The organism is Stutzerimonas balearica DSM 6083 (genome assembly GCF_000818015.1).
Classification (GTDB): Bacteria; Pseudomonadota; Gammaproteobacteria; order Pseudomonadales; family Pseudomonadaceae; genus Stutzerimonas; species Stutzerimonas balearica.
Genome location: NZ_CP007511.1, coordinates 2,899,464 through 2,914,333 on the forward strand (window position 1 = coordinate 2,899,464; position 14,870 = coordinate 2,914,333).

General features: G+C 64.3%; 12 protein-coding genes and 5 tRNA genes. 5 read left to right on the forward strand and 12 right to left on the reverse strand.

The window, feature by feature from the left end; genetic code table 11:
* Positions 1–11: 11 nt before the first annotated feature.
* The 4 genes from CL52_RS13240 to CL52_RS13255 form a co-directional block, all read right to left on the reverse strand.
* Positions 12–87: transfer RNA gene (locus tag CL52_RS13240), tRNA-Glu, on the reverse strand.
* A 55-nt stretch (positions 88–142) separates the two neighbouring features.
* Positions 143–218, reverse strand: a tRNA-Ala gene (locus tag CL52_RS13245).
* A gap of 143 nt (positions 219–361) precedes the next feature.
* Positions 362–1,846 (reverse strand): glutamate--tRNA ligase, encoded by a 1,485-nt coding sequence (gene gltX, locus CL52_RS13250; RefSeq protein WP_043221181.1) that lies wholly within the window; start codon positions 1,844–1,846, stop codon positions 362–364.
* 53 nt (positions 1,847–1,899) lie between these two features.
* Positions 1,900–2,829, reverse strand: a complete 930-nt coding sequence (locus tag CL52_RS13255; protein WP_043221184.1) for a LysR family transcriptional regulator — start codon at positions 2,827–2,829, stop codon at positions 1,900–1,902.
* A 103-nt stretch (positions 2,830–2,932) separates the two neighbouring features.
* Here CL52_RS13255 and CL52_RS13260 point away from each other — a divergent pair, with 103 nt between their 5' ends.
* Both CL52_RS13260 and CL52_RS13265 read left to right on the forward strand, forming a co-directional pair.
* The gene (locus tag CL52_RS13260; protein ID WP_043221186.1) at positions 2,933–3,967 is read left to right on the forward strand and encodes an HlyD family secretion protein; all 1,035 of its coding nucleotides are present in this window, start codon (positions 2,933–2,935) and stop codon (positions 3,965–3,967) included.
* A complete protein-coding gene (locus CL52_RS13265) occupies positions 3,957–5,510 on the forward strand; it encodes an MDR family MFS transporter (RefSeq protein WP_043221189.1) in 1,554 nt (517 codons plus the stop codon). The genes CL52_RS13260 and CL52_RS13265 overlap by 11 nt, the downstream gene beginning before the upstream one ends.
* Positions 5,511–5,532: 22 nt before the next feature.
* Here CL52_RS13265 and uvrB read toward each other — a convergent pair whose 3' ends face one another.
* Positions 5,533–7,548: an excinuclease ABC subunit UvrB gene (uvrB, locus tag CL52_RS13270; RefSeq protein WP_043221192.1), complete on the reverse strand. Its 2,016-nt coding sequence runs from the start codon at positions 7,546–7,548 to the stop codon at positions 5,533–5,535.
* A 226-nt stretch (positions 7,549–7,774) separates the two neighbouring features.
* Between uvrB and CL52_RS13275 the strand changes: the two genes are divergently transcribed.
* Both CL52_RS13275 and CL52_RS13280 read left to right on the forward strand, forming a co-directional pair.
* Positions 7,775–8,971, forward strand: a complete 1,197-nt coding sequence (locus CL52_RS13275; RefSeq protein ID WP_043221193.1) for an amino acid aminotransferase — start codon at positions 7,775–7,777, stop codon at positions 8,969–8,971.
* Between the two features lie 98 nt (positions 8,972–9,069).
* Positions 9,070–9,145 (forward strand) — tRNA-Asn (locus CL52_RS13280).
* A gap of 379 nt (positions 9,146–9,524) precedes the next feature.
* Here CL52_RS13280 and CL52_RS13285 read toward each other — a convergent pair.
* The 4 genes from CL52_RS13285 to CL52_RS13300 form a co-directional block, all read right to left on the reverse strand.
* On the reverse strand, positions 9,525–9,896 hold the full coding sequence (locus CL52_RS13285; RefSeq protein WP_043221196.1) for a VanZ family protein: 372 nt from the start codon (positions 9,894–9,896) through the stop codon (positions 9,525–9,527).
* Positions 9,897–10,034: 138 nt separating this feature from the next.
* A complete protein-coding gene (gene bamJ, locus CL52_RS13290; protein ID WP_041106542.1) occupies positions 10,035–10,787 on the reverse strand; it encodes a BamJ family beta-barrel-assembly machinery protein in 753 nt (250 codons plus the stop codon).
* Positions 10,788–11,030: 243 nt separating this feature from the next.
* Positions 11,031–11,107, reverse strand: a tRNA-Asp gene (locus CL52_RS13295).
* A gap of 13 nt (positions 11,108–11,120) precedes the next feature.
* Positions 11,121–11,196, reverse strand: a tRNA-Val gene (locus CL52_RS13300).
* A 202-nt stretch (positions 11,197–11,398) separates the two neighbouring features.
* On the opposite strand from CL52_RS13300, the gene rdgC reads away from it, so the two are divergent.
* A complete protein-coding gene (gene rdgC / locus CL52_RS13305) occupies positions 11,399–12,319 on the forward strand; it encodes a recombination-associated protein RdgC (protein ID WP_043221199.1) in 921 nt (306 codons plus the stop codon).
* Between the two features lie 36 nt (positions 12,320–12,355).
* On the opposite strand, the gene CL52_RS13310 is transcribed toward rdgC, so the two are convergent.
* Genes CL52_RS13310 through CL52_RS13320 form a run of 3 tightly spaced genes read right to left on the reverse strand, consistent with a single transcriptional unit; the run spans position 12,356 to position 14,806 of the window.
* Positions 12,356–13,711 carry an MFS transporter gene (locus CL52_RS13310; RefSeq protein WP_143008619.1) on the reverse strand — a complete coding sequence of 452 codons (1,356 nt, stop codon included), beginning with the start codon at positions 13,709–13,711 and terminating at the stop codon, positions 12,356–12,358.
* Positions 13,712–13,766: 55 nt separating this feature from the next.
* A complete protein-coding gene (locus CL52_RS13315) occupies positions 13,767–14,093 on the reverse strand; it encodes an AzlD domain-containing protein (protein WP_043221204.1) in 327 nt (108 codons plus the stop codon).
* Positions 14,090–14,806: an AzlC family ABC transporter permease gene (locus tag CL52_RS13320; RefSeq protein ID WP_041106550.1), complete on the reverse strand. Its 717-nt coding sequence runs from the start codon at positions 14,804–14,806 to the stop codon at positions 14,090–14,092. Before CL52_RS13320 ends, CL52_RS13315 begins: the two co-directional genes overlap by 4 nt.
* Between the last annotated feature and the right edge of the window lie 64 nt (positions 14,807–14,870).

Here is a 14,870-nt window from a genome sequence, read left to right on the forward strand (position 1 = left end):
CGGCTGGAAAGTGGCGTCCCCTAGGGGACTCGAACCCCTGTTACCGCCGTGAAAGGGCGGTGTCCTAGGCCACTAGACGAAGGGGACGCAATCCCTTCTACGCAACCCGTCAACACGGGCTGGTGGCAAATCTCATCGAGTTTGGTGGAGCTAGACGGGATCGAACCGTCGACCTCTTGCATGCCATGCAAGCGCTCTCCCAGCTGAGCTATAGCCCCAACTCGAGGACGGGGCGCATATTAGGGGCGCCCCTGGGCGGTGTCAACACAATTATCCGTCGTTGACGAAGAATTTTTGGCATTAGGAACAATCACTTACCACGACGAACGGCAGCCGCCGAAATGACGGCCGCCGAGCCGCTTCAGCCGGCGATCGCTGCCAGCAGCTTTTCCCACTCCTTGGCTTCCTTTTTCGAGGCGCCGCCAAGCAACTCCAACGCCTGACGCAGACGGAAGCGCGTCAGGTCCGGGCCGAGAATCTCCATCGCATCGAGCACCGACACCGAGCTGGCCTGGCCGGTGATCGAGGCAAACATCAGCGGCATCACGTCACGCAGCTTCAGTCCGAGGTGCTCGGCCACTGCCGTGATGCAGCCGGTGATGTTTTCCTTCTGCCAGTGCCGCAGCGCCTCGAGCTTCCACAGGACCAGCTGCAATACCTGGCGAACCTGGGTCTCGTCGAGCTTCTTGTGGACGAACAGCGCCGGGTCGAGCGGCAACGCACCGGAGAAAAAGAAGCCCGCCAGTGGCGCGATCTGGCTGAAGGTTTCCACACGCTGCTGCACGTGCGGGGCGATCTGCATCAGGTAGCCCGGATTGAAGGCCCACTTCTGCACTTCGGCGGCGAACTGTTCCACCGAGAGCTCGCGCAACCACTGTCCGTTGAGCCAGGAGAGCTTCTCCAGGTCGAAGATCGGTCCCCCCAGCGAAACGCGGGTGATATCGAAGCTGGCGATCATCTCGTCGAGCGTGAACTTCTCCCGCTCGTCCGGCATCGACCAGCCCATGCGCCCGAGGTAGTTGAGCATCGCCTGTGGCAGGAAGCCCATGCGCTGGTAGAAGGTGATCGAGGTCGGGTTCTTGCGCTTGGACAGCTTGCTCTTGTCCGGATTGCGCAAGAGCGGCATGTAGCAGTTCACCGGCGCCTGCCAGCCGAAGTATTCGTAGAGCTTGAGGAGCTTGGGCGCCGACGGCAGCCACTCCTCGCCGCGCAGCACGTGGGTGATACCCATCAGGTGATCGTCGACCACATTGGCCAGGAAGTAGGTCGGCAGGCCATCGGCCTTCATCAACACCTGCATGTCGATGCGGTCCCAGCCGATCTCGACCTCGCCGCGCAACATGTCCTTGACCACGCAGACGCCTTCGCTCGGCACCTTCATGCGCACCACGTGCGACTCGCCGGCGGCGATGCGACGCTGCGCCTCTTCCGCCGCGATGTGCATGCAGTGGCCGTCGTAGCGCGGGGTTTCCTTGTTGGCCATTTGCTCGGCGCGCACCTGATCCAGGCGCTCGGCACTGCAGAAGCACGGAAACGCGTGCCCCTTGGCGACCAGTTCGTCCGAATACCGCTTGTAGATCGCGCCGCGCTCGCTCTGCCGGTAGGGCCCGTGCGGACCGCCGACATCCGGCCCCTCGTCCCACTCGATGCCCAGCCAGCGCAGCGCATCATAGATCTGCTGCTCGGACTCGCGAGTCGAGCGCACCTGATCGGTGTCCTCGATACGCAGGACGAACTGGCCGCCGTGCTGGCGGGCGAAACACAGATTGAACAGCGCGATGTAGGCGGTGCCGACATGCGGGTCGCCGGTCGGTGACGGCGCGATACGGGTGCGAACGGTGGTCATGTTGGTCTCGAAGCAGGCCACGAATGAAACACGGCGACCAGTCAGCCGGCTGGTCAGCGCGAATAAAGCCGCGATGTTAGCAGGCGCGCCTCTTCCGGCTCCACCAAGCGACCGTCCGTAACCGGCAGCGCCTGCATGAGGAAATCCAGAAAGGCCTTGACCTTCATCGCCTGAAAGCGCCGCGACGGGTAGACCGCATAGATGTCGCTGGTCGGCAGCTCGGTCTCCGGCAGCAATTCGATCAATTGCCCGGCTCGCACCTCGCGCTCGGTGATCATCCGCGGCAGCGCCGCGATGCCGGCACCGGCAAGCGCGGCCTCACGGGCAAAGGTGATGTTGTTGCAGGTCAGCACCCGGCGACAGGGAATGTTGCGCTCGCGCACCGGCCAGTAGCGCGCCGGATCGTGCGATAGGCCGATCGCGCGATGCTCGACCAGCGCCTGCGCGCAGGTGGGAATGCCATGCTCGGCCAGGTAGGCGGGGCTCGCGCAAAGCCGCCGCCGGGTCTCGAACAGCTTGCGCGCGACGAGCGTCGCCTCGTTCGGCGGGCCGACCTGGATGGCGATATCGACGCCCTCCTCCACCGGATCGACCGAGCGCGAGGCCAGCTCGACCTCGGCAGTGATCTGCGGATGCTGCCGCATGAACGCACCGACCACGCGCCCGAGCACCCATTGGCCGAACTCGATCGGCGCACTGATGCGCAACAGGCCAGCCGGCGCCTGCTGCAGCTGCATGACCGCCCGCTCGGCTTCGGCGAAGTCGAGGAGGATCTGCCGGCAGCGTTCGTAGTACGCCTCGCCAACCTCGGTCAGGCGCAGCCGTCGAGTGGTGCGGTTGATCAGCCGCACGCCAAGACGCTCCTCGAGCTGCACGATGCGCCGGCTGACCGTGGATTTCTGCATGCCCAGGCCCAGCGCAGCCTGGGTGAAGCTGTGCGTCTCGACCACACGAACAAAGATCAGCGCGTCATCCAAACCCATGATTGTTCCTTGAATGCAACAAAGTTTCGCGATTGTAACGGCTTATTTCTCGGACGGAACGCTGCTAGATTGCCTGGCCAACCTTCACGGCAACGAGCCTTCCATGCCCGCCAAGTTGAAACGCCGACTGTTTCTGTTCGTCACCATTGTCCTGCTGGCGGCCGCCGCCTTCTTCGCGCACTGGTACTTCGTCGGCCGGCACTACGAGCACACCGACAACGCCTACGTGCAAGGGGAGATCACCCGCATCTCCAGCCAATTGGCCGCCCGTATCGAACAGGTGCATGTCGAGGACAATCAGCACGTCGAACCCGGAGATCTGCTGGTGACGCTCGAAGCCGGCGATTTCCGTCTGGCGCTGGAGCAGGCGCGCGCCAACCTGGCGATCCACGAGGCCGAACTCGCCCAGGCGCGCAGCCGTCTGACCCAGCAGAACAGCCTGATCGCCGCCAGCCAGGCGGCACTGGCGGCGGCCCAGGCCAATCTCGAGCGCAGCCAGCTCGACCTCTCGCGCGTCGAAGCCCTGCGCAAGCCCGGCTTCGTCTCGGAAGAACGCGTGACCACCCTGTCGGCTGACGCGCGCGTGGCCCGCTCCCAACGGCAGAAGGCCGAGGCGGACCTGAGCGCCCAGCGTCAGCAGGTCGACACCCTTGAAGCCGAGGTGCAGCGTCTGCAGGCACTGATCGGCAGCGCGCGCGCGCAGATCGAGCAAGCCGAGCTGAACCTCGGGCGCACCGAGATCCGCTCGCCGATCAGCGGCATCGTTGGCCAGCGCTCCGCACGCGCCGGGCAATACGTGTCGGTCGGCGCCTACCTGATGTCGGTAGTGCCGGACGAGGACATCTGGGTGCAGGCCAACTTCAAGGAAACCCAGATCGGCCGGATGCACGAAGGCCAGACGGCAGAGCTGACCTTCGACAGTTTTCCCGACACGCCCATTGAAGGTCGCGTCGAGAGTCTGTTCCCGGCATCCGGTGCGCAGTTCAGCCTGCTGCCACCGGACAATGCGACCGGCAACTTCACCAAGGTGGTCCAGCGCATTCCCGTCAAGCTCACCTTCGCGCCCGACAATCCGCTCAAGGGCCGCATCCGCCCCGGAATGTCGGTGGACGTGAAGGTCGATCTCCGTGGCCGCTGATGCGCTGATCCGCCCCGAGGGCGAACCCAGCCGTCGCGACTGGATCGCCGTGATGAGCGCCATGCTCGGCGCCTTCATGGCGGTGCTGGATATCCAGATCACCAACTCGTCGCTCAAGGATATCCAGGGCGCGCTCTCGGCCACCCTCGAGGAAGGCTCGTGGATTTCCACGTCGTACCTCGTCGCGGAGATCATCATGATCCCGCTGACCGCCTGGCTGGTGCAGCTGCTGTCCGCCCGTCGCCTGGCCGTCTGGGTGTCGGTCGGCTTCCTCATCTCTTCCCTGCTTTGCTCCTTCGCCTGGAATCTCGAAAGCATGATCGTGTTCCGCGCGATGCAGGGGTTCACCGGCGGCGCACTGATTCCGCTGGCCTTTACCCTCACGCTGATCAAGCTGCCGGAGCATCACCGCGCCAAAGGCATGGCACTGTTCGCCATCACCGCGACCTTTGCGCCCTCGATCGGCCCCACGCTGGGCGGCTGGCTCACCGAGAGCTGGGGCTGGGAATACATCTTCTACATCAATGTGCCGCCCGGGCTGCTGATGATCGCCGGCCTGCTCTATGGCCTTGAGAAAAAGCCGCCGCACTGGGAACTGCTCAAGCGCACCGACTATGCCGGCATCGTCACGCTGGCCATGGGGCTGGGCTGCTTGCAGGTGTTTCTCGAGGAAGGCCACCGCAAGGACTGGCTCGAGTCGAGCCTGATCGTCGAGCTGGGTGTGGTCGCCCTGCTGAGCCTGATCCTGTTCGTGATCCTGCAGCTGTCACGCCCCAATCCGCTGATCAACCTCGGCATTCTGCGCGAGCGCAACTTCGGCCTGACCAGCATTGCCAGCCTCGGCATGGGCCTCGGGCTGTACGGCTCGATCTATCTGCTGCCGCTGTATCTGGCGCAAATCCAGCATTACAACGCGCTGCAGATCGGCCAGGTGATCATGTGGATGGGTATCCCGCAGCTGTTCCTGATCCCGTTTGTCCCGAAGCTGATGAAGGTGATCGCGCCGAAATGGCTGTGTGCCGCGGGCTTCGCACTGTTCGGCCTGTCCAGCTTCGCCTCCGGCGCGCTCAATCCGGACTTCGCCGGCGACCAGTTCCATCCGATCCAGATCATCCGCGCCCTTGGCCAGCCGATGATCATGGTCACCGTCTCGCTGATCGCCACGGCCTATGTGCAACCGCAGGACGCCGGCTCGGCATCCAGCCTGTTCAACATCCTGCGCAACCTGGGCGGTGCCATCGGCATCGCCCTGCTGGCCACCCTGCTCGACAGCCGCAGCAAGGTGTATTTCGACTACCTGCGTGAAGCCCTGGTACCGACCAACCCGGCCGTCGCCGAGCGCCTGGCGACGCTGACCCGGCAACTGGGCAGCGAGCAGGCGGCGCTGGGGCGGCTCAGCGAGATCACCCACCAGCAAGCGATGATCATGGCCTACAACGATGCCTTCCATTTCGTCGGCATCGCGCTGGCGATCAGCATGGTCGCCGTGATGCTGACCCGAGGCCTGCCACAGAACATGCAAACCGGAGCCGGCGGCCACTGATGCCCGCCGGCTGCGGTCGCATTCAGACCTGCAGCAGCCGCTCGCGCAGCTTGTGAATCTCGTCGCGCGCCTCGGCAGCGGCTTCGAACTCCAGATCACGCGCCAGCAACAGCATCTTTTCCTCGAGCTGCCGGATGCGCTTGTTGATTTCGCTCGGCGAACGCAGCTCGTTCTCGTAACGCGCGTTCTCCTCGGCTGCCTTCGCCTCGCTGCGCCGCTTGCGCGAACGCGACCCGGGCACGGTGGCGCCTTCGAGAATGTCCTGTACGTCCTTCTTCACGCCCTTGGGCACGATGCCGTGCGCCTCGTTGAAGGCGATCTGCTTGGCCCGGCGGCGCTCGGTCTCGTCGATGGCCCGCTGCATGGAGCCGGTGACGTTGTCGGCGTAGAGGATCGCCCGGCCGTTGAGGTTGCGCGCGGCGCGGCCGATGGTCTGGATCAGCGACCGTTCCGAACGCAGGAAGCCCTCCTTGTCCGCATCGAGGATCGCCACCAGCGACACCTCGGGCATATCCAGGCCCTCACGCAACAGGTTGATGCCCACCAGCACGTCAAAGGCGCCCAGTCGCAGGTCGCGGATGATCTCGACGCGTTCGACGGTGTCGATATCCGAGTGCAGGTAGCGCACGCGCACATCGTGATCGCCCAGGTAGTCGGTCAGGTCCTCGGCCATGCGTTTGGTCAGCGTGGTAACCAGCACGCGCTCGTCGACCGCCACGCACTTGCGGATCTCCGAGAGCAGGTCGTCGACCTGGGTCAGCGCCGGGCGCACCTCGACCTGCGGGTCGACCAGACCGGTCGGACGCACCACCTGCTCGACCACCCGCCCGGCATGCTCGGCCTCGTAGGGCCCGGGAGTGGCCGAGACGAAGATGGTCTGCGGACAGATCGCCTCCCACTCATCGAAGCGCATCGGCCGGTTGTCCAGCGCCGACGGCAGGCGGAAGCCATATTCGACCAGGGTTTCCTTGCGCGAGCGGTCGCCCTTGTACATCGCCCCCACCTGCGGCACCGAGACGTGGGATTCATCGATCACCAGAAGCGCGTCGGCCGGCAGGTAGTCGAACAGCGTCGGCGGCGGCTCGCCCGGCCCGCGCCCGGAGAGGTAGCGCGAGTAATTCTCGATGCCGTTGCAGTAGCCCAGCTCCATGATCATTTCCAGATCGAAGCGCGTGCGCTGCTCCAGGCGCTGGGCCTCGACCAGCTTGTTCTGCCCGCGCAGGTAGTCCAGGCGATCGCGCAGCTCGGCCTTGATCTGCTCGACCGCATCCATGAGCGTCTCGCGCGGGGTGACGTAGTGGGATTTCGGATAGAAGGTGAAGCGCGGCAGCTTGCGGATCACCTCGCCGGTCAGCGGATCGAAGGCCGACAGGCTCTCCACTTCGTCGTCGAACAGCTCGATGCGCACCGCCTCCAGCTCCGATTCGGCGGGAAACACGTCGATCACGTCACCGCGCACGCGGAAGGTCGCGCGGGCGAAATCCATGTCGTTGCGGCTGTACTGCAGGCCGGTCAGGCGGCGCAGCAGCTCGCGCTGGTCGAGCCGGTCACCGCGGTCGACGTGCAACACCATCTTCAGATACGACTGCGGGTCGCCCAGACCGTAGATGCAGGACACGGTGGTGACGATGATCGCATCCGGCCGCTCGAGCAGCGCCTTGGTCGCCGACAGGCGCATCTGCTCGATATGGTCGTTGATCGAGGCGTCCTTCTCGATGAAGGTGTCGGAGGACGGGACATACGCCTCGGGTTGGTAGTAATCGTAATAGGAGACGAAATACTCGACAGCGTTGTGCGGGAAGAACGCCTTGAACTCGCCGTACAGCTGCGCGGCGAGCGTCTTGTTCGGCGCCAGCACCAGGGTCGGGCGCTGCACGTGAGCGATCACGTTGGCAATGCTGAAGGTCTTGCCCGAGCCGGTGACGCCCAGCAGCGTCTGGTGCGACAAACCCGCCTCCAGGCCCTCGATCATCTGACGGATGGCTTCGGGCTGATCCCCTGCCGGCTTGAATCGGGTGACCAGTTCGAACTGGGACATGGGCGACCTCTGCGTACTCGGTTCTGGCTCGATCGGTGCGCGTGGCACCGAGCTAGGAAACACTCGCCGCGCGGATGACAGCACGTCGAACCGGGGCAAAAAGCTCGGGATAGCATATCGCGGCGGCCGCGCTTGATGGCTATACTATCGCCCCGTTTGCGCACCCCCTCCGCGCGAAGCGAGGGCGGTGAAATCCTGTCACCTTCTCTTTCAGAGCCCCTCCACCATGAGTTTGTTCTCTGCCGTCGAAATGGCGCCGCGCGATCCCATCCTCGGCCTCAACGAAGCTTTCAATTCCGACACGCGGCCGAACAAGGTCAACCTCGGGGTGGGCGTCTACTACAACGAAGATGGCCGGATCCCGCTGCTGCGCGCGGTCGCCGAAGCCGAACAGGCCCGCATCGCCGCGCACGCGCCGCGCGGTTACTTGGCGATCGAAGGCATCGCGGCCTATGACGGCGCCGTGCAAAAGATGCTGTTCGGCGCCGACTCCGCGCTGCTTGCCGATGGCCGCGTCGTCACCATCCAGGCGCTCGGCGGCACCGGCGCGCTGAAGGTCGGCGCCGACTTCCTCAAGCGCCTGCTGCCCGATGCCACGGTCGCCATCAGCAACCCGAGCTGGGAAAACCATCGCGCCCTGTTCGAGTCGGCCGGCTTCCCGGTGCACCAGTACGCCTATTACGACGCCGCCAGCCATGGCGTGGATCGCGCGGGCATGCTGGCCGACCTGAAGGCGCTGCCGGCCCGCTCGATCATCGTGCTGCACGCCTGCTGCCATAACCCGACCGGCGTCGACCTGGGTATCGACGACTGGAAGCAGGTGATCGAGGTGCTACGGGAAAAGGACCACATCCCGTTCGTCGACATTGCCTACCAGGGCTTTGGTGACGGCATCGAGGAAGACGCGGCGGCAGTGCGTCTGTTCGCCGAGACGGGCATGACCTTCTTTGTCTCCAGCTCGTTTTCCAAGTCGTTCTCGCTCTACGGTGAGCGCGTGGGCGCCCTGTCGATCGTCACCGGCAACCGTGACGAGTCCGCACGCGTGCTCTCGCAGGTCAAGCGCGTGGTGCGCACCAACTATTCGAACCCGCCGACCCATGGCGCAACGGTAGTGGCCTCGGTGCTCAACAGCCCGGAACTGCGGGCGATGTGGGAAACCGAGCTGGGCGAAATGCGCGAACGCATCCGCAAGATGCGTCTGGGCATGGTCGAGCAGCTCGCAGCCAAGGGCGCGAAAACCGACTTCAGCTTCGTAGCGCGTCAGCGCGGCATGTTCTCCTATTCCGGGCTGACCGCCGAGCAGGTCGAACGCCTGCGCGTGGAGTTCGGCGTTTATGCCATCAGCACCGGGCGCATCTGCGCTGCCGCACTGAACGAGCGCAACCTGGGCTACGTGACCGACGCAATCGTCCAGGTCCTCTGACCGCCAGGCCCTGCACGCCGCACCGGCGCGCAGGGCTCTGGGCCGTGCGACAAGGGGGTTGACTTCCCCTTTGGAAACAGTAGGATACGCACCGTTGTTCCGCGATAGCTCAGTCGGTAGAGCAAATGACTGTTAATCATTGGGTCCCTGGTTCGAGTCCAGGTCGCGGAGCCAAATTTCAAAAGCCTCGGTCAATACCGGGGCTTTTTTATTGCCTGCGGACTCTCACCAGAGACCCCGCCTCAGGTTATTCGGCCTACGGCCTCACCCCTTCGGGGCCACGCCAAAGCGCGTTCAGCTGCGCTGTCGAGTCCAGGTCGCGGAGCCAAATTTCAAAAGCCTCGGTCAATACCGGGGTTTTTTTATTGCCTGCGGACTCTCACCAGGGACCCCGCCCCAGGTTATTCGGCCTACGGCCTCACCCCTTCGGGGCCACGCCAAAGCGCGTTCAGCTGCGCTGTCGAGTCCAGGTCGTGGAGCCAGATTCAAAAGCCACGATAGTTACCGCTTTCTGGGCCTGCGCCCCCTCACCAGGCCTCGCCAAACGGGCGAATCAGGCACCGCTTGCCGCAACCAGGCGCCCTTCGACGCGCGCCAACCAGCCGCGCAGCATCAGCGAAGCCAGCAAGCCACAGCCCACGCCGAGACCGTTGGCCAGCATGTCGCCAAGCGATGGCGTGCGATACGGCAATGCGCCCTGCAGCAATTCGATCGCCAGCGCAGCAGCAAGCGAGCCGATCACGACAACGCCCCAGTGCAGCCGCATGAAGGCGAACCTCAGGGTGAAGACCAGTGCGGCGAATCCCGCCAGGTGATGCAGCTTGTCCTGATGGTGAAACATCTGCGGCACAGGGTCGGGCTTGAGCCCCGCGAACAGCACGATCAGCAGCACCAGCAAGAAGGGCAGCGCCCGCATATACCGCATATCACCTCATCCATTTAAGTCAGCCAGACGGACCCGGCGAACCCGAGCCCTTCGCTCTGACCACGACTTGCGCGACACATTCAAACCGCGGAAACGCAAGCGCCCCCAATGAGGGGGCGCCTGGTACGAGAAGACAGCTTACTGCTGGGCGTCGGCTTCGGTCGCAGCCTCAGGCTGCTCGGCAGCCTGCTCCTGGGAATCACCCTTGATGTCGAGCAGCTCGAGCTCGAACACCAGCACCGAATTGGCCGGAATCAGCGGGCTGGGGCTCTGCTCGCCATAGGCCAGATCGCTCGGGATATAGAGCTTGTATTTCTCACCCACGTGCATGAGCTGGAGGCCTTCGACCCAGCCCGGAATCACGCCGCCAACCGGCAGATCGATCGGAGTGCCACGCTTGATCGAGCTATCGAACACGGTGCCGTCGGTCAGAGTCCCCTCGTAGTGCACGGTCACGATGTCATCGGCAGTGGGCTGCGGGCCCTCGGCAGACTTGATCACTTCGTACTGCAGACCGGAGGCAGTGGTCTTGACGCCTTCGCGCTTGGCATTCTCTTCGAGGAACTTCTTGCCGGCCTCGGCAGCCTTGGCATTGGCCTCAGCCATGCGCTCTTCGGCACGCTTCTGCAGTGCGGAGAAAGCCTCCATCAGCTGCTCATCGGTCAGCTTCTGCTCCTTCTTACCGATGGCATCCTCGATCCCCAGGGCCACAGCCTTCGAATCGAGATCATCCATACCCTCCTGCGCCAGGCTCTTGCCCATGTTCAGGCCGATGCCGTAGGACGCCTTCTGCGCCGGAGTGTCGAGCTTGACACTGGTCTGCGAGTCACAGCCGGCCAATACCAGGCCGACCAGGGCGACTGCCGGTGCCAAACGATGCGTGCGTCTCATGCTGTTTCCTTTTGTCCGGGAATGGTGAGGCATATATAAGGCGGACGAGCTTATCAGGCGCCCACGAGCCCTGGCTATGCGCCACGGGGCAGCGATGGGTAAAGACAACGCAAAGATTGCGATGTTGCGCAGTCGGCCCGCTTTCGACACAAGGACTGGGGCCGCGCAGGAAGAAACGAAAAAAGCGACCCTAAGGTCGCTTTTTTCGTTATCTCGGGCGTTCAGTATTCCCGAGAAGCTATGTGGCGCAGCGGACGGGACTCGAACCCGCGACCCCCGGCGTGACAGGCCGGTATTCTAACCGACTGAACTACCGCTGCGCTTTACCTCGAGTGGTGGGTGGTGACGGGATCGAACCGCCGACCCTCTGCTTGTAAGGCAGATGCTCTCCCGGCTGAGCTAACCACCCATTTGCTCTCGAAGTGGGGCGCATTCTAGAGACGCCTCCCAACCTTGGCAACCCCCAAATGAAAAAAAAATTTGGAAAGTTTCAAAGACTTAGGCGAGCCCGCTTTTTCCGGGCAATTTCCGCGTCGCTTCCATCCGAGGGTTGGCCTGACAGGGATGGATGGGAATAATGCGCGCTTTGCTTTTTCCGGAGTTTGCTCGTCATGTGGTTTCGCAACCTGCTCGTATACCGTCTCACCCAGGATGTCGCGCTAGATGCGGAGACGCTCGAAGCTGCACTGGCCGCCAAACCCGCCCGCCCCTGCGCCAGCCAGGAACTGAGCACCTACGGCTTCGTCGCGCCGTTTGGCAAGGGCGAAGACGCCCCGCTGGTGCATGCCAGCCAGGGATTTCTGCTGATCGCCACGCGCAAGGAAGAACGCATTCTGCCCGGCAGCGTGGTCAAGGACGCCGTGAAGGAGAAGGTCGACGAGATCGAGGCCGAGCAGATGCGCAAGGTCTATAAGAAGGAGCGCGACCAGATCAAGGACGAGATCATCCAGGCCTTCCTGCCGCGTGCCTTCATTCGCAAGTCCGGCACCTTCGCCGCGATCGATGCCGAGCGCGGCCTGATCCTGGTGAACTCGGCCAGCCCGAAGAAGGCCGAAGACCTGCTCTCCACCCTGCGCGAGGCGATCGGCTCGCTGCCGGTGCGCCCGCTGACCGTGAAGATCGCGCCCAGCGCCACGCTCACCGATTGGGTGAAAACGCAGAAGGCCGCTGACGATTTCTACGTGCTCGACGAATGCGAGCTGCGCGACACCCATGAGGATGGCGGCGTGGTGCGCTGCAAGCGCCAGGACCTGACCAGCGATGAGATCCAGCAGCACATGGAAGCCGGCAAGCAGGTCACCCAGCTGTCCCTGGCCTGGCAGGACAAGCTGTCCTTCGTGCTGGACAACAAGCTGATCATCAAGCGCCTGCGCTTCGAGGAGTTGCTGCAGGACCAGGCCGAACAGGATGGCGGCGACGATGCCCTCGCCCAGCAGGATGCGAGCTTCCTGCTGATGATGATGACCTTCCGCGAATTCCTGCCGGCGCTGTTCGAAGCGTTCGGTGGCGAAGAGGTTCCGCAGGGCATCTGACCCGCACGGGGCGCCGCTCGGCGCCCCGTCCCCGCCTCAGCGCAACCCGATCTGCGTCAGCAATTTCCCTCCCAGCCGCTCGCCCAGCGACCAGAGCAGGAAACGCTCGGTGAACTCCGGCGCATCGACGAACAGCGCGCCGCAGACCAGCACGCTGAGCAGCGAGACGACCAGGAACAGCTGCGGTATCGACAGTTTCAGCACGACCAAGAGCACGATCGCGAAGATCGCCGAGGCGACCATGAATAGCGCGTTGAGAATGTTATTCGCCGCCACCACCCGCGAGCGCTCGTGCACCACGCTGCGCGACTGGATCAGCGCGTACAGCGGAACGATGTAAACGCCGCCGAAGACACCCAGCCCGAGGATGTCTGCCAGGACCCACCAGGCCGAGGGCTCGCCGAGCAGCGCCCGCCAGTCAACGCTGGCCGCAGGCAGCGGATGCGCACTGGCATGCCACCAGAGCAGCACCCCGCACAGGCTCAGGCCGATCGCCCCGAGCGGCACCAGGCCGATCTCCAGACGGTGCCGCGAGAGCCGCTCGCAGAGCAGCGAACCCAGCGCGATGCCCACCGAAAACAGGGTGAGGATCAGCGTCACCACACTCTCGTCGCCTCCCAGGTAGTCTTTCGAGAGTGCCGGAATCTGCGTCAGGTAGGTCGCACCAAGAAACCAGAACCAGGAGTTGCCGAGCATCGCCCGCGACACGGCGCGCGGCTGGCCGAAGCCCAGGCGCAACACTCGCAGTGACTCACGCAGCACGTGCCAATCCAGCGGCAGGTCCGGCAGCCCGGCTTTCGCCCGCGGAATGCCCAGGCTGGCGAGGTAGCCCGCCAGCGCCAGCGCGACCACCGCAATGGATACCGACGCGGCGTAATGTTCACCACCCAGCAGCACCCCCGCACCGATGGTGCCGCCCAGGATGGCGAGAAAGGTGCCCATTTCCACCAGCGCATTGCCGCCGACCAGCTCGTCACTGGCCAGCTGCTGCGGCAGGATCGCGTACTTCACCGGGCCGAACAGCGCCGACTGCGACCCCATGCAGAACAGCACCAGCAGCAGTAGTGCCAGGTTGCCGAACAGCATCCCCGCCGCCCCCAGCAGCATGATCAGGATCTCGGCCAGTTTGATCCGGCGGATCAGCCAGGCCTTTTCGTACTTCTCGCCCAGCTGGCCACCAAAGGCGGAGAACAGAAAGAACGGCAGGATGAACAGCAGTGCGCAAAGGTTGATCAGCAGGCTCTTGTCCGCCTCGATGCCCAGGCGAAAGAGAATCGCCAGGACCAGTGCCTGCTTGAACACGTTGTCATTGAAGGCGCCGAGGAACTGCGTCAGGAAGAACGGCAGAAAGCGCCGCGTACCGAGCAGCCGGAACTGCGAATGCTGGCTCACAGGGCTCGCCCCGGGTATGCGGGGCACGGCAGTAATGGCATCGTCAGGCCCTCACTCAGAGCGGCAGCTGGCCCAGGGCCCAGCGCAGCAGGAAAAAGCTCAGCAGACCGAGCGCGATCGTCGCCAACAGGTGCCGCGTCAAGGCGGCCACGACGATCGCCAGGACGCCGGCCAGCAGGTAGGCGTTACGCCAGTCCAGCCACAACTCGCCCTCGGGCATCAGCATGCCGGGCACCACGATGGCGGTCAGGACGGCCACCGGCACATAGTGCAGGCCCTGCTCGATCGCCCGCGCGAAACGCAGATCCGGCCAGGCGAAGAAACTGAAGCGCGTAAGAAAGGTGATCGCCAGCATGCCGAGGATCAGCCACCACAAGCTCATGACCGCACCTCCTGGCTGGCCATGCGCTCGGCACGCCGCTCGAGCCATACGCCGACGACGATGCCGGCCAGTGCCGCGGCAAGCAGGCCGAGCTTGTAGGGCAGGTGCCAGGTCGCCAGCGCCACAACCGCGGCGACCACGGCCGAGGCGACCTGCGGCCGGGTGCGCATCATCGGCACGGCAATCCCGATGAATGTCGCGATCATGGCGAAATCCAGGCCCCAGGCCGCGACGTCCGGCACCGCCTGGCCGAACAGCACGCCCACCAGCGTCGACAGCTGCCAATTGACGTACATCGTCAGCGCCGCGCCCAGGAAGAACCAGTGTTTGTAGGGCGAGTCATCATCACGTGCGTAGCGATGCTGGACCACGGCGTAGGCTTCATCGGTAAGCCAGAACGCCAGCGGAGCCCGCCAGCGCCCCGGCAGATGCCTGACGAATGGCTGCAGGGCGGCGCTGTAGAGCGCATGACGCAGGTTGACCACAAAGGTGGTAAGCAACACCACGGCCGCGCCGACCCCGCCGCCGACCAGCGTCACGGCAATGAACTGTGCCGAGCCGGCGAACACCAGCGCCGACATGCCCATCGTCTGCCAGGCGCTGAAACCGGCGGCCACCGCCAGCGTGCCGAAGATGATGCCGAAGGGAATGGCACCCAGAATCAACGGCAGGATGTCCCGGCACCCGTGAAGGAATTCTTGCGAACGCGACATCAGGGCTCCTTAACGACCGGCCGACGCGCCGGTCGCCCCTAGAGCAGACCGGCCGTGGCGGCGC